At 61.1% G+C, this 14,755-nt stretch carries 9 protein-coding genes and 1 pseudogene; 4 read left to right on the forward strand and 6 right to left on the reverse strand.

Annotated features, from left to right (window positions below):
• Positions 1–173: 173 nt before the first annotated feature.
• The gene (locus BW14_RS01565) at positions 174–1,136 is read right to left on the reverse strand and encodes a ribokinase (RefSeq protein ID WP_044088876.1); all 963 of its coding nucleotides are present in this window, start codon (positions 1,134–1,136) and stop codon (positions 174–176) included.
• A gap of 66 nt (positions 1,137–1,202) precedes the next feature.
• Positions 1,203–2,420: a sugar MFS transporter gene (locus tag BW14_RS01570; protein WP_044088874.1), complete on the reverse strand. Its 1,218-nt coding sequence runs from the start codon at positions 2,418–2,420 to the stop codon at positions 1,203–1,205.
• 256 nt (positions 2,421–2,676) lie between these two features.
• Here BW14_RS01570 and BW14_RS01575 point away from each other — a divergent pair, with 256 nt between their 5' ends.
• Positions 2,677–4,182, forward strand: coding sequence for a DUF4173 domain-containing protein (locus BW14_RS01575; protein ID WP_081886581.1), 1,506 nt, complete (start codon positions 2,677–2,679; stop codon positions 4,180–4,182).
• Between the two features lie 195 nt (positions 4,183–4,377).
• Here BW14_RS01575 and BW14_RS01580 read toward each other — a convergent pair whose 3' ends face one another.
• The 3 genes and pseudogenes from BW14_RS01580 to BW14_RS01590 all read right to left on the reverse strand — a co-directional run.
• Positions 4,378–6,663, reverse strand: a complete 2,286-nt coding sequence (locus BW14_RS01580; protein ID WP_044088872.1) for a type IIA DNA topoisomerase subunit B — start codon at positions 6,661–6,663, stop codon at positions 4,378–4,380.
• Between the two features lie 172 nt (positions 6,664–6,835).
• The gene (locus tag BW14_RS01585) at positions 6,836–8,290 is read right to left on the reverse strand and encodes an RNA polymerase sigma factor (protein ID WP_044088870.1); all 1,455 of its coding nucleotides are present in this window, start codon (positions 8,288–8,290) and stop codon (positions 6,836–6,838) included.
• A gap of 209 nt (positions 8,291–8,499) precedes the next feature.
• Positions 8,500–9,072, reverse strand: a pseudogene (locus tag BW14_RS01590) (DUF4192 domain-containing protein); the annotation flags it as partial.
• 506 nt (positions 9,073–9,578) lie between these two features.
• On the opposite strand from BW14_RS01590, the gene BW14_RS01595 reads away from it, so the two are divergent.
• Positions 9,579–10,664, forward strand: a complete 1,086-nt coding sequence (locus BW14_RS01595; RefSeq protein WP_044088869.1) for a polyprenyl synthetase family protein — start codon at positions 9,579–9,581, stop codon at positions 10,662–10,664.
• A gap of 200 nt (positions 10,665–10,864) precedes the next feature.
• Positions 10,865–13,135, forward strand: a complete 2,271-nt coding sequence (locus BW14_RS01600) for a Stk1 family PASTA domain-containing Ser/Thr kinase (RefSeq protein ID WP_044088868.1) — start codon at positions 10,865–10,867, stop codon at positions 13,133–13,135.
• Here the strand turns inward: BW14_RS01600 and BW14_RS01605 are convergent.
• Positions 13,116–13,859: a 1-acyl-sn-glycerol-3-phosphate acyltransferase gene (locus BW14_RS01605; RefSeq protein WP_044088867.1), complete on the reverse strand. Its 744-nt coding sequence runs from the start codon at positions 13,857–13,859 to the stop codon at positions 13,116–13,118. The genes BW14_RS01600 and BW14_RS01605 overlap by 20 nt on opposite strands.
• 63 nt (positions 13,860–13,922) lie before the next feature.
• Between BW14_RS01605 and BW14_RS01610 the strand changes: the two genes are divergently transcribed.
• Complete coding sequence (locus BW14_RS01610) at positions 13,923–14,660, forward strand: hypothetical protein (RefSeq protein WP_044088866.1); 738 nt, start codon at positions 13,923–13,925, stop codon at positions 14,658–14,660.
• The last annotated feature ends 95 nt before the right edge of the window (positions 14,661–14,755 follow it).

The following is a 14,755-nucleotide window of genomic DNA, read 5'->3' on the forward strand; positions in this document are numbered from 1 at the left end:
CCACAACCTCTCAGCAAAGCACAACCTCGGGTCATCCGACCATACGGCCCCTACAGGCCCACTCGCCGAAGCACAACCTCGAACCATTATGCGATATGGTCCACTGACAAACAGCCAATGGACCATATCGCACAGCGATGCGAGGTTTTGCCCCGCTCATAGACCGATACTGGTCAGCTGAAGTAGGCGATGACCTCTTCGGCAGTTCCATAGGCGCTTTGCGCGCCGAGCTTGGTCGCAGCGTATGCGGAGACATAGGATCCGATCTGGGCGGATTGCAGCAACGTGAATCCGGCCGCCAGACCTGCGAGCACGGTCCCCATGAAGGAATCACCGCATCCCGTGGTGTCCACCGCATCCACCTGTGCGGCGGAGACACGATGCCAACGACCATCCTCAATGACGATTGAGCCCGAAGCCCCAAGCGTCACGATGGCTCTGCCGAAGCCATAGTCGACGAACCGGGAGGTCACCTCATACCAGTCATAGTCCACGGAATCGGTGTCGGGCAGACCCAGCAACTGCGCCACCTCATGCTGATTGACCAGCAGGATGTCCGTGGCCTCCACCAGCTCGTGCGGCAGTTCGTCCATGAACGGGGAATCGTTGAGCAGCACGGTCACGCCGGCGTCATGCGCGGTCTGCGCCGCCGCGATCACCGTGGCGATCGGACTTTCCAGACATAGACCAAGCACGGCGCAGGACGCGATGGTGTCACGATGGGATTGCACATATCCGGCACTGACCTTCGCATTGGATCCCGGGGAATAGACGATGGTGTTCTCGCCCTCGGCGCTCACGGTGATCAGCGTGGTGCCACTCGGGCCTTCCACGTGCAGGATGTCCGCGGTGTCCACACCAGCCTCATCCAGTTTGCTCAAGAGGAAGTTCGCGTTGTCGTCCTCCCCGACAGCACCCAGCAATTGCACGTTGGCGCCAAGTCTTGCTGCGGCGGCAGCCTGATTTGCCCCTTTGCCGCCGGGTAGCACTTTCATGGCACCACCGTTGACGGTCTCCCCCGGCTTGGGGAGCCGTTTGGTGCTGACCGTGTAGTCCGCGTTCATCGAACCGACCACAATGACAGCACCCTGCGCCTTGCCCAAGGCTTCCAGACGATCGCGTACCGGCTCGGGCATCTGCTCATGTTCTTCACTACTCATGCTTGCCCAGCATAGTAGCCCCGCTGACGACGGGGAGGATAATCAGCCGCGCAGCTTGCGCAGACGCTCGTGCATGGCGACCATGAGCACCAGGAACAGCAGCAGATACCACGGATACAAGCTGATGGTCACGTACTGTGCAATGATGCCGAACAACGGCGGCATGAGCAGCGTGCCGGTGTAGGCGCACGCCATTTGCACACCCACGATCGCCTGCGAATTCTCCTCACCGAAGTATGCGGGCGTCGAGTGGATGACGCACGGATAGATCGGCGCGCAACCGAGACCCACGACGATCAATCCGGCCACGATACCCAGATGATGTGGCAACGGAAGGAACATCGTGACCACACCGAGCAGCACCAGCACCTGACCGATGCGAATCATCACCGGGTCGCGGAACCTCATGGTCAAGAAGCCGGACAGTGCACGTCCCACGGTGATGCCCACGTAGAACAGGCTGGCCCAGCTGGCCGCCGTGACCTTGTCCACGCCGGCGTGCATCACCATGTAGCTGGAGGCCCACAGGCCGGCGGTGCTTTCGATGGCGCAGTAGCAGAAGAACATGATGAGGATTTCCCTCGCGCCACGGATCGCCAGCACACCGGCCACGCCAAGCGGCTTGCGTTCCGTGCCGGCGGACGAAGCCGCGTCGGCCCCGACGCCCTCACCGGCAGCGCTGTCGACGCCGTTCGCCTCGGCCGCCGCACGACCGCGTGACTTCCACAGCGGCAGACTCAGCACCAGAATCAGCGTGAGCGCGACCTGCAGGATGGCGATGTACCGGTATCCCCACGGCCAGCCCTGTCCGTTGGACAGCGCATATCCCATGATGTACGGGCCAATCGAGGCGCCGACGCCCCACATGCAGTGCAGCCAGCTCATATGGCGGCTCTCGTAGTGGATGGCGACGTAGTTGTTGAGCGCAGCGTCCACACCGCCGGCACCCAGACCGTATGGAACGGCGATGAGCAGCAGCACCCAGTAGTTCGGCGCCACGGAGAAGCCGGCCAGCGCTATGGCCGTCAGAGCCACCGAGATGGCAGTGACGCGCCCTGCGCCAAGACGCAATGTCATACGGTCGGAGAGCAGCGCGGAGACGATAGTGAACAACGAGATGACTGCAGATATGCCGCCAGCCCACGAAACCGGCACCGCAAGGTCCTGGCTCATCGTGGGCCACACCGCCCCCAGCAGCGAGTCCGGCAATCCCAAGCTGATGAACGCCACGTATATCACAGCAAGCAGCAGGCTGGCCATACACACACCTTTCAGCATCGAAGACAACATTGTGATAACGATGTCATAAGGTTACCAAACGGTCACCAAGCAACACGCGGACGAACGTACACATTTATCGCCCACACCGAGGCGTCACCCATGGCAGTCATGCACCCCGCCGCAGCGCAACGCCACCAACACAGCCTCGCTGTATATCGAAATTCGATATGAAACAACTGTGAAGAATCGATTTACGATAGACATATATCGAATATCGATATCATACGATGCAGGCATGAGCACCAATCTCACGCATCATCCGGACGGCACGGTCCCCGAAACGGGCACCTCCGCATCGCCTATAGCAACGGCATCCGCAACCGCTTCGCTCGCGTCCACCCCATCCGCAACCGCGCAGTCTGCGGACACACCACCCGCAGAGTCACCGCTCCCGAACGCATCATCATCCGCCACGCCGACGCTTTCAATGCGCCGTCGCATCACCCTGATCGCCGCGGCGCTTGTCATCCCGTTCGCCTTCGACCGGCTCATCATCGACCCTCCTTCATTCGCGAGTGGCACCTACACTGCCAGCTGGCTTCCCTGGGGCGTGTTCTGTCTTGTCATACTCGCAATCGGCGTCCTGCTGTTCGTCACAAGGGCCTGCCGCACGCCGATGTGGTGGATCGTCGGTGCCGTCGCCGTGTTCTGCGCGTCATGGCTGATCGTCAACGACACCTCGCTGGCGGCCGATTGGCGCAACGCCTCCGGCCCGACGCCGAACTTCTGGTACTCGCTGATCACCGGCTACCTTGCCCTGCCGGCGTTGCTCATGCTGCTCCTGCAGCTGTCGAGCGCCACCTTCGACATCCGCCGTCCGGCCACGCTGATCGCGGACTGGTTCCTTGGATGGACGGTCAGCCCATTCTCGCGCTGGCCGCTGCTCATCGACACGCTCGCACGGCTCGTCGATACGGCGACGCATCCGGATGGCAATGATGTCACGTCACGATCGCCGGAGACCACACTGCGCAAAATCGGCATCGCGCTGCTCATCAGCCTGCCGATTCTCTGTCTGCTAATCCCGCTGCTCATGCAGGCGGACGAGGTGTTCGCCTACGGCGTGACCCACATGGTCGACCATATCGATCTCACGCGGTTCCTCTTCCATGCCGCCGTGGTCGTCATTCCCGCGCCGTTCCTGTTCTCATTGCTGGCGAGCGTAGAGACCCGGACCACGGAACCGGAACTCGGCGGCCTGCGGCAGGCCGAGCGACGCCGCCCGTTCGACCCGACCATCGCCGCGGTGGTGCTCGGACTCGTGCTGGCGTTGTACGCCGTGTTCTGCATCATCCAGTTCACGTTCCTGTTCGCCGGCGCTGGTCTGCCTGCCGGCTACACGTACGCGGAATACGCGCGTCAGGGCTTCTTCCAGCTGCTGTTCGTGACCGCGCTCAATCTGGCGGGCTACGGCGTCGTGATGACGTTCGTACCACGCACCAGGACGATGATCGGCCTCGAAATCGGCCTCATCACGGCGACCGGTGTGATGCTTGCCTCCTCGGCCACCCGTCTGGGCCTATACATCGCCGCCTATGGCATGACCTGGCTCAGGTGGCTGTCGCTGACGTTCATCGCGTTGCTCGCGGTGATCCTGCTGCTGGCGCTGGTCCGTCTTTTCCGTGAACGCCTGCCGCTGATCACCATCGGATTCATCCTGGTCCTCGTCTGGTGGGTGGCGCTGGGGTTGAGCGATCCGGACTGGGTAATCATGTCGTGGAACGCTACACTGGGGGTATGAGCGCCCCAACCCGGCAGCAGCGCCTGCGAGGCGCCCAAGCAGGACTTGACCTGCGGCTGATAACGACGTGGCGCCGGCACACGGTCGAAACCCGCATGTCGGCGCCACCGGCCACCGGTCATCAGCCGGAACGCCGGAGCCGCCGATGCGGCACATGGCAATCCGGCATGTGACAATCCGGCATGTGACAATCCGTCACGTATCAATCTTGGAGCGGTCGAAGTCGTCGGCATTGTCGACGATGAACTGCTTGCGCGGCGGCACGTCATCGCCCATGAGCAAGCTGAAGATCTCCGACGCCTGAGCGGCGTCCTCCATGCGGATGCGGCGGAGCATGCGCGTGCGCGGATCCATGGTGGTGTCCGCCAGCTGGTCGGCATCCATCTCGCCCAGACCCTTGTAGCGCTGGATGTCATCGGCATAGCCGATATGCTTGGCATCCAATTCGGCGAGTTTGTTCGCCAGCTCATCGTCCGAATACGTGTACAGGTACTCACCCTTACGCGAGCCGGTCAATGCGATGCGATGCAGCGGCGGCACCGCGGCGTACACATAGCCATGCTCAATGAGCGGCCGCATGTACCGATAGAACAAGGTCAGCAGCAGGATGCGGATATGCGCGCCGTCCACATCGGCATCGGTCATCATGATGATCTTGTGATATCGAGACTGGTCGATGTCGAAACTCTGGCCGGAACCAGCTCCGACCACCTGGATGATGGCCGCGCATTCCTTATTGGACAGCATCTGCGTGATCGAGGCCTTCTGCACGTTCAGGATCTTGCCTCGAATAGGCAGCAACGCCTGGAATCCGGCATTGCGCGCGGCCTTGGCCGTGCCGAGTGCCGAGTCGCCCTCCACGATGAACAATTCGGCCACGTCATCGTTGCCGGGCTGGCAATCGGAGAGTTTGGCCGGCATGGACGCGGATTCGAGCGCGTTCTTGCGGCGGGTCACCTCCTTGGCCTTGCGCGACTGGATGCGTGCATGCATCTCGCCGACGATCTTCTCAAGCACACGGGCCGACTGGTCCTTGAATCCGCGCTTGGCGCCGGTGATCATCTCACCGAACTGCTGGTCGGTGAGCCGCGTGACTATCGGCTTGACCTGGGCGGTACCGAGCACGTCCTTGGTCTGGCCTTGGAACTGCGGCTCGGCGACACGGGCGGTGACCACAGCCACGAGCCCGGCCTGGATGTCGTCGCGCTCCACCTTCATGGCTGAATCCTTGAGATTCACCTTGAGCTTGCGGGCGTTGTCCTCCACGGCCTTGCGAATCTGCTTGGTGATGCCGTTCATGAACCCATCCACGTGGGTGCCGCCGCCCGGCGTCTCCACGATGTTGACGAAGCTCATGATCGTGGTGTCATAACCGTTCACCCAGCGCAGGGCGATATCGATACCACAGGTGCGTTCAATCTCCTGGGCATGCAGCTCGCCGCCTTCGCCTACGGCCTGTGTCTCCTCCTTGTAGGTGCCTTCGCCCTGGATGCGCCAGATATCGGATACCGGTTCGCCTTTGGAGAGGAAATCCACGAAATCCTTAACACCGCCGGTATGGCGGAACTCCACGACGCGCGGGTGGGCCGGCTGCTCGCCGAATGCACCGTCGGCCATCTCGTCGGATGCGCCGAAGGAAAAATCCTCATCTCGTTCGCCGGCATCTGTGGAACCGTCGATGCCCGCGTCCTGACCGTCAATCTCGGTCGCCGATGCCGAATCGCCGGACTCCGTGGCATCCGACCGATCTGTGGTCACGGTCGCCGACTCCGGCACGTTCTCATCGACGATGGTGATCTTGAGACCGGGGACCAAGAAACTGGTCTGACGCACGCGATCGACAAGCTGCTCATAGGAGAACTCGGCGGTTTTGTTGAAGATCTCCGAATCGACCCAATACCGGATGCGAGTACCGGTGGTTTTCGGGCTCACCGTGCCGATGATGTCCAATTCGGTAGGACGGTTTTTGCGCGTGCGCTTGAACGGGGAATCCGGCGAGGGCTTGGCGGGGTCGGCATCCGTATAGACGCCTGGATGCCCCTGATGGAAGGACATATGGTGGGTCTTGCCGTCACGATCCACTTCCACATCGAGACGGGAGCTCAACGCATTCACCACGGAAGAGCCCACGCCATGCAGACCGCCTACCGCGTTATATGAGGAGTTGCCGAACTTGGCGCCTGCGTGCAGCTTGGTCATTACCACTTCCACGCCCGACAAGCCGGTTTTCGGTTCCTTGTCCACCGGAATGCCGCGCCCGTTGTCCGCGACCTCCACCGAACCATCGGTATGCAGGGTCACCACGATATCCGTGCAGAAGCCTGCAAGTGCCTCATCAACGGAATTATCGATGATCTCCCACAGGCAATGCATCAGACCCTGTGAGTCCGTGGTGCCGATGTACATGCCCGGACGCTTGCGAACCGCATCCAGGCCTTCGAGAACGGCTAGATCCTTCGCGCCGTATTCTTCTTTGGGCATAGTCCTTTTCTTCTATAACAGGCATCCTGCTTTCCCGGCGAACCGGGGAAAACGAAACGGATGAGTCCGCGTCCGACCGTCTGCTCAGCGACTACTCAACGGATGGCTCCGTCGCTGGACAGTTCACTGGACTGTCCAGCTCCTCGCGTGATCGCGCTGCCGAGCGGCGCGATCACTGGTCCAGGAAGTCGCGCAAGGTCTGCGAACGGGAGGGGTGACGCAGCTTGGACATGGTCTTGGACTCGATCTGGCGGATGCGTTCACGGGTTACACCATACACGCGACCGATATCATCCAAGGTCTTCGGCTGGCCATCTTCCAGACCGTAGCGCATCTTGATCACGCCGGCCTCACGTGGGGACAGCGTCTCCAGCACCTGCTTGAACTGCTCCTGCAGCAGGGAGAAGGCGACGGCGTCGGACGGTGCGATGGCGTCGGTGTCCTCGATGAGGTCACCAAACTCGGAATCACCGTCCTCGCCGAGCGGCGTGTGCAGCGAAATCGGCTCACGACCGTACTTCTGCACTTCCTGCACCTTCTCGACAGGCATGTCCAGCTCGCGAGCCAGCTCGTCCGGCGTGGGCTCACGACCCAGATCCTGCAGCATCTGACGCTGCACGCGGGAGAGCTTGTTGATGACTTCCACCATGTGCACGGGCACACGGATGGTGCGGGCCTGATCGGCCATGGCGCGGGTGATGGCCTGGCGAATCCACCATGTGGCGTAGGTGGAGAACTTGAAGCCCTTCTTCCAGTCGAACTTCTCGACGGCACGGATAAGACCCAGATTGCCTTCCTGGATCAGATCAAGGAACAGCATGCCGCGGCCCGTGTATCGCTTGGCGAGGGACACCACCAAGCGCAGGTTGGCCTCCAACAGGTGGTCCTTGGCCTTCTTGCCGTCGGCGGCGGCCCACTTGAGCTCGCGCTTGCGCTTGAACTCCATGCCTTCCGACTGGGTGTCCAGCAGATGCTGCGCGTACAGGCCGGCCTCGATGCGTTCGGACAGGTCGACTTCCTGTTCGGCGTTCAGCAGGCTCACACGGCCGATCTGCTTGAGATAGTCCTTGACCGGGTCGGCAGTGGCGCCTGCGGCGATGACCCTGCGCTTCGGATTGCCGGCGGGAATGACGTTCTCATCGTCGTCATCCGTGTCGGAGACCACATAGGCACCTTTTTCCTTCGGCTTTTCGGGGGCCTTGGGCTTGTTGTCCTCGTCGTCATCCACGTCGTCGGCGTCGATCTCATCCTCGTCGGAATCATCGTCATCGTCTTCAACATCGTCGGCGTCAACGTCGTCGATGTCCTCGTCCAGGTCGTCGACGTCCAGGTCGTCGTCACCGACCACGTCGTCACCGAGTTCGTCGTCCTGGTCGTCCTCGTCTTTGATGAGATCCTCATCATCGGCCGGTTTCGCAGAGGACTTCTTGGAGGCGGCACGACGAGTCGTCTTCCTGGCCGTCTTTTCTCCGCTGTCCTCTGCTGCGACCTTGGCAGACTTCGTCGCGCGAGGCTTGCGAGTGGAGGTCTTGCGTGCGGTGGTCGTAGAGCTGGCCTTCTTCTTGGTCTCGGTCTCCTCGCCGGAGTCTTCCGCGTGCTTGGTTGCCGTCGTTTCCTTCGTGGCCAAAACTGCTCCTTCTGATCTCTTGCCGGAAGCACCCATACCACATGGGCCCACTTCTGGCAAGGGCAAATCTTCAACTATGAGAGTTAATCACCTTCTACGGACGATTATTCCCGCACAGCGAAAAACGGCACGACATCACCGACGGCGACACGATGAGGACGCACAGACCCCAACCGCACGCAAGTCACCTCTTTCAGATGCAATCCCCGTCACATGGCCGATTCCTTGTTCTCACAAGCACACCATGCCGGGAAAACGCCACGGTCGGAAGCGGAAAACACCATCGCCGCCAACGAGCAGTCCTCATCAAGCACGAGGCATTGCAAGGCGAGTGCCGCCGCGCTCGAATCCCCAAGCCACCATAGCGCATAGGCCGCTACAGCCAACGGCTGTATGCAATACGGCACCGGGGATGCACAGGCGATGTCAAGCAGCATGGTAATACCGGTCCGGCATCGTTCCTCGTCCGGGACCAGCCCTTCATCTTCAAAGGCCGCCGTGAGCAGCGTGCCCATCCGGCGACGGGCGTGCTCGCTGTGGGGCTTCGCCGCAAATTCCATAAGCTGTGATTTCGGGCATCTGTTCTGATCGACGATGAGCGACAAAATGAGCGCGTCGCGTATCGACAACGTCTCATTCATGCCCACGGCGAACGCCGCCATGGTGTCATCGTCCAAGCTGGCCGTGCCGTCTTCGAGCGAGGCCAGCCACTCATCCAACGGTTCGGACACCCAGTCGGCGTCGGCCTGCTGGGGGCCGCGTGCGCGACGATCGGCATGGAATGCATCCGACATCATCTTCAGGTCGTCTGCATCGAAACCATTGAATTCGTGACTGCCATGCGCAGGAGGCGTTTGCCTTCGCGAGCGCCGCGCTTCATCGTTACGGTCATTGCGTGATGCGGTGCCGCGCGATTCGCCTTTGCGATGGCGCCCCGGCCCGTTGCCGTTCTTGGCACGGCGTCTGCCGGACCGTCCCGCACCGTCATGCCGTGCACCGCATCCGGGTTTGCCTGCACTCACTCTGGTCGTTTCGAATCCGTCGACGGCACCGCCACCATCGGTTCGCGCGTCGTTGTCGTTCATCACCATGATTCCTGCCTTTCCCAGTCGATGCCCCACGCCATCCGCGTCGGTCGCATCAGCCCGTCACCGTTGACGGGCGTACATCCACTATGCAATGAACCCGCCGTGATACCAACGATGATCGACCATTGTGGTTCCAGCTTCACAACCCAGTGTTTCCAACGTTCTTGTATTCATCACAACCTGTGGATAAGTTATAAGGCATGTGCACAACCGCGAAAGACCTGTCCATCATCGAACCACGCATCGGCACGCTGGTCCGCGACCTGACCGACGCCCCCGACACTGGTGAGGTGGCTGCGGCCCTGCGGCCGGTGATGGACGATGTGATTCAGCAGGCCGTCACCTCAAGCCAGGGCGGGAAACGCCTCCGCGCCTTGCTCAGTCTCGATGCCTTCGACGTGCTTACCGAGCAGCATCACGTGAACTCCTCGCGAAACGCGATGATCGATCTGGCCTGCGCCATCGAAGTGTTCCAGACCGCCGCGCTGGTACATGACGACATCATCGACGAATCCGATTTGCGCCGTGGCAAGCCTTCAGCCCATCGCGCGCTGGAATACGCCGTGCACAACGCATCCATAGGACGCGGTCTCGGATTGATGCTAGGAGACATCCTCGCCACCGAATGCATCGAAATCGCGCGCCGTGCTGCCAAGCAGCTCAGCAACAGCGACGCCATCATCGAATCGTTTCTCACGATGCAACGCGAGGTGGAGATAGGACAGGTCCTTGATCTGGGCGTCGAAATGACTCCGCTCAGCAATCCGCAGGCATTGGTTCAGGCATCGTTGAACGTGTTCCGATGGAAGACGGCGAGTTACACCACCATCGCGCCACTGCTGTTCGCGCTGTTGGCAGCCGGTGTCGACCCGCAGGACGCCCGGCGTGAGGCATTGGCCGTCGGGGAGCCGCTGGGTCTGGCGTTCCAACTTGCGGACGACCTTCTGGATGTCATCGGGTCCAGCCGCAATACCGGCAAGCCGGTAGGCGGCGACATCCGCGAGGGGAAGCGGACCGTGCTGCTGGCCGATGCCCTCAACGCCGCCAACGTATCGGACCGGGACGAGCTGCGCGCCATGTTCGAGGCCGAGCATCGTGATGAGACCCAAGTAGGCCGCGTCATCACGCTCTTCGAACGCACAGGTGCGATCGACCAATCCCGTGCCCGCATCAGCATATTGTGGTCGCAATCGAGGCAGGCCATAGAACAATGGCATCTCAGCGAGGATGGTCGGCGCCGCCTCATCGAGGCATGCGCACGGTTCATCCCCTCAGACCTCAGGTGAGGCGCCGCTGGCCACCGCCGGCAAATCCGGGGCAAGGCAGTTATCGCAGCGATCACATCACAACGAAACCAATCCATACCGCAACCAATCCAAATCAAGACCAATCCGTGGCGCGATCAGGCGCAGACCGGCCTGATGCGTAGCCCGGACAAGGTAGACTGAGCCATGTTCAGCTGTAGTCAAAGGAACCGTACGGATCAATGAGTGAGAACGAGCCCACGCCAATGATTGAGGGACGCTACCGCATCGTGCGCAATATCGCCGAAGGCGGTATGGCCACCGTATACGAGGCGGTCGATGAGCGTCTGGGCCGTACCGTGGCCATCAAGGTGATGCATACGCAGCTCGCCAAGGGTCCGCATCGCGCGCAATTCGTGGAGCGTTTCCGACGCGAGGCCAATTCCGCCGCGGCCATCGCCAATCCACACATCGTGCAGGTATACGACACCGGCGAATTCAACGGCCTGGATTTTCTGGTCATGGAATACGTCCATGGCATCAATCTGCGTCATGAAATGAACGTTCAGGGCACATTCTCCGTCCGTGAGACGTTGCGCATCGTCGCCGAGACATTGGATGGACTGGCCTCCGCGCATCGCGCCGGAGTGGTGCATCGAGACATCAAGCCGGAGAACATTCTCCTCAACGACCGCGGCCATGTGCAGATCACCGATTTCGGTCTCGCCAAGGCAGCCAGCCAGGCCACGTTGAGTTCCACCGGCATGCTGCTCGGCACGGCAGCCTATCTTGCCCCGGAAATGATCGAAGCCAATCAGGCCACACCACAGGGCGACCTGTATTCCGTGGGCATCATGGCATGGGAGATGCTGGCAGGCAAAGTACCGTTCGATTCCGACAACCCGGTGACGCTGGTCTTCAAACATGTGCATGAGGACGTGCCGTCCATCGCCACCGTCTGCCCCGGCATCGACCCCTCTGTGGCGGCGTTCATCTCTCATCTGACTGCGCGCGCAGTCGAAGCGCGGCCCAAGAATGGTTTGGAGGCCGCTTCCGAACTGCGCCAGTTGGCGGCCAAACTGCCGATGGAGGCATGGCAGTACCGCCTGCAGACGGAGTCGCCCCATGCGGAACGCGCCGATGCCACTCTTCCCGCATTGGTGGGTGCCATAGGCGAGAACGCGGAAAGACTGACTGCCATGCAGCCGGCTCCGCCCGCACCACCGGTGGCACAGTCAACGAATCCGGCGCAAACACGTACAGCGCAGCCGACTGCGGTACAGACAACAAATCCGGCACCTACGACTGCAGTGCCGACGACTGCATTGACACCTGATCCGGGCCGTACCGCCATCATGGCGCAGACCGGGACCACAACGGAACCGACACAGGCATTGAGTACCGGCAATGGCACCGATTCTCCCTCCTCTGGCAACGGCAATGCCGGCAGTACGTCGCCAGACAATCCGGCATCAGGCACTCTGGTCTCCCCTGCCGACTCCCCTAAGAAGAAATCATCGAGGCGCAAGGTCATTCTCATCGTCATCCTAGTGACGGCACTGATACTCGCTGGCATCGGCGGAGGCGCCTCATGGTGGACCTTTGCAGGCCCTGGCAGCTATTGGAGCGTGCCCCAGCCTCAAGATGCCTCCTGTGCCGAAGCGGACACGCAGTGTTCACTGTCGGGCACCGAGTGGTCGGCCTATGAGGACCTGCTCAAATCGGCGGGCATTCCCTATGAGACGTCGCAGGAGTACAGCGATTCCATAGACAAAGGCAAGATCATTTCCGCGTCAGTGGACAATGCGGAGGCGTTCGTCAACAGCCATGTGTCGAAGCGAAATGGGCAGAAGCTTGAGATCGTCATCTCGAAGGGCCCACGCATGATCACCATTCCGGACGATATCATGGACCCCTCATCGTCCCATGGCAAGGATCCGATCGCCGCTCTGCAGAGTGCCGGTTTCAGCAATATCGTCCACGATGAATCCGGCGACCAGTATTCGATGGATGTCCCTGAAGGTGCCGCATTGAGCATCTCCCCCGACCCGGGCACCACGATGAAGCATGATGCCACAGTGACCATTACCCTGAGCAAGGGACCGATGCCGGTCAGCATGCCGGATGTAGTAGGCAAAACCAAGGATGATATGACGGCGTCCTTCGCTGAACTCAAGCTCACTGCGAACATCACCGAGCAGTACGATGACAAGATCGCGGCAGGCACGGTTATCTCGACCTCGGTCAAACCCGGAACCCAGCTCAAGTGGGGCGATAGCGTGGACGTGGTGGTTTCCAAAGGTCCGGAAACCACCGTGCTGCCGAACGTGGTCGGCATGACCTACGATGAGGCGGCCAAGCAGCTGGAGAAGCTCGGCTTCACCGTGAAGAAGTCCGCCCCCTTGGGCGATCTGACGCATGAGGTCCGCATCCAGAGCCCCAAGGCCGGCGAAACCGTGCGCCTTCGCGACGAGAACGGCAAGCCGACCGTCATCACGCTGACCGTGGTGTGAGGTTCGTGGCTTTGCGAACGCCTTCGCCAGCCTTCTGCGCCTCCTTAGCGGCCTTCAGCTCGGCTTTGACCTTCTGCGCGTATTCGTCAACGTATTCCTGACCGCTCATCTCGCGGATCGCCGCGGAAACGCGGTCGGTCAGTTCGCGCAATTCGGCGTGGGTGATCTCATCGGCGGCCTTCCTGGAAACCTCGATCGGCTTGCCGTACTTGACCTGCGTCTTGCCCTTCTTCGGAATCGTGGTGCCAATCGGCTGCAGCTTGTCCGAACCGATCAATGCCACCGGTACAATCGGGCATCCGGTCTCCAATGCCAGTCGGGCGACGCCGGTGTGTCCTTTATACATGCGGCCGTCGGGGCTGCGCGTGCCCTCGATGTGGATGCCGAACAGGTGACCGTCCTCGATGATCTCTCGCGCGTGCTCAAGCGCACCAAGCGACTTGTTGCCGCCGGAACGGTCCACCGGGAACACACCCACTGACGTGAACCACCACTTTTTGAACTTGCCCTTGATGCCCTTGCCCTCGAAATACTCGGCCTTGCCCATGAAATGCACCATGCGCGGGCAGGTGATCGGGATGAGCGCATCGTCGATCACCGCCAGATGGTTGGCTGCAATGATGGCGCCGCCGGTACGCGGCACATTGTTCAGGCCGGAAACAGTAGGACCGAGATGGTGACGGGCGATGGGACCAAAGACCTTGACGAAGAACCAGTAGAGCACGTGGCATTCTCCCCTTCACACGGACGCCGGCCATTGGCCGACCGCCTGATTAGAGTGATAGTTATGACTGACAACCACAATAGCAATGGCGACGGAGAGCACCCAACATCCACGCCGGACGACGGGCAGCACCATGTCGTGCCTGGACACGGGGATGACACGAGCAACGACGTCGGCACCGGCGCCAACGCAGCCGGCTACTCCCGTGATGCCGCTCCATCCGGGCAGCATGGCCTCGGCAATCTGGATGAGGCCTGGGCTGCATTCGAGGCCGAGCATAAGGCCGACCTCGATGATGTCGCCTCATCGCGCCAGGCGCGGAAGTTCGAGAGGCAGGCCAAACGCCGCGAAAAGGAGGCATTGCTGTCCGTGGACGATCTCGATGCGGCAGCGTTCACCGATGGCGTGAGGCCTTTCCATGAGCGTATGCGTGGAGGTCAGAGAAGGCGCGAGTCCCCGGGTGCCGGCCCCCGCGATTTCACCGGTTCCAGCTGGCTGGACACGGATGATGTGATGGACCGGTACGATGACGGCGGCTTCACTCCCCCGAACCCGGAGCTCGGGCCGTTGCACGCTTCGACGGTGTTGCTTGTCGCGTTGCTGGTGATTGGCCTGGTCGGCATGCTGACGATGATCCTGGTGCCGGCTTTGTACAGCATCCCGTTGATCAGCGCACTGTTGAATATTGCGTTCGGCCTGTGCACCATACTGGGGTTGGGTGGTCTCATCGTCAAGATTCTCAATCGTAAGAACCGTCCCGGAGATAAAGGCGGGTATTTCGATGATGGAGCACGGGTCTGAGTGCACCTGACTGGACAGGATGACGCCGCATCGAGGATGACTATCATCTGCCCGGTAAACAGCTGGGGGGCAACGAATTAGCTCGTTGCCCCCCA

It is taken from the genome of Bifidobacterium sp. UTBIF-68, assembly GCF_006408855.1.
Classification (GTDB): Bacteria; Actinomycetota; Actinomycetes; order Actinomycetales; family Bifidobacteriaceae; genus Bifidobacterium; species Bifidobacterium reuteri.

Excerpts from the sequence above, each read along its gene's own strand:
- BW14_RS01565 (WP_044088876.1), bottom strand. The coding sequence starts at position 1,136 with ATGCCCGAGCCGGTACGCGATCGTCTGGAAGCCTTGGGCAAGGCGCAG.
- BW14_RS01570 (WP_044088874.1), bottom strand. The coding sequence starts at position 2,420 with ATGGCCAGCCTGCTGCTTGCTGTGATATACGTGGCGTTCATCAGCTTG.
- BW14_RS01575 (WP_081886581.1), top strand. The coding sequence starts at position 2,677 with ATGAGCACCAATCTCACGCATCATCCGGACGGCACGGTCCCCGAAACG.
- BW14_RS01580 (WP_044088872.1), bottom strand. The coding sequence starts at position 6,663 with ATGCCCAAAGAAGAATACGGCGCGAAGGATCTAGCCGTTCTCGAAGGC.
- BW14_RS01595 (WP_044088869.1), top strand. The coding sequence starts at position 9,579 with ATGTGCACAACCGCGAAAGACCTGTCCATCATCGAACCACGCATCGGC.
- BW14_RS01600 (WP_044088868.1), top strand. The coding sequence starts at position 10,865 with ATGAGTGAGAACGAGCCCACGCCAATGATTGAGGGACGCTACCGCATC.
- BW14_RS01610 (WP_044088866.1), top strand. The coding sequence starts at position 13,923 with ATGACTGACAACCACAATAGCAATGGCGACGGAGAGCACCCAACATCC.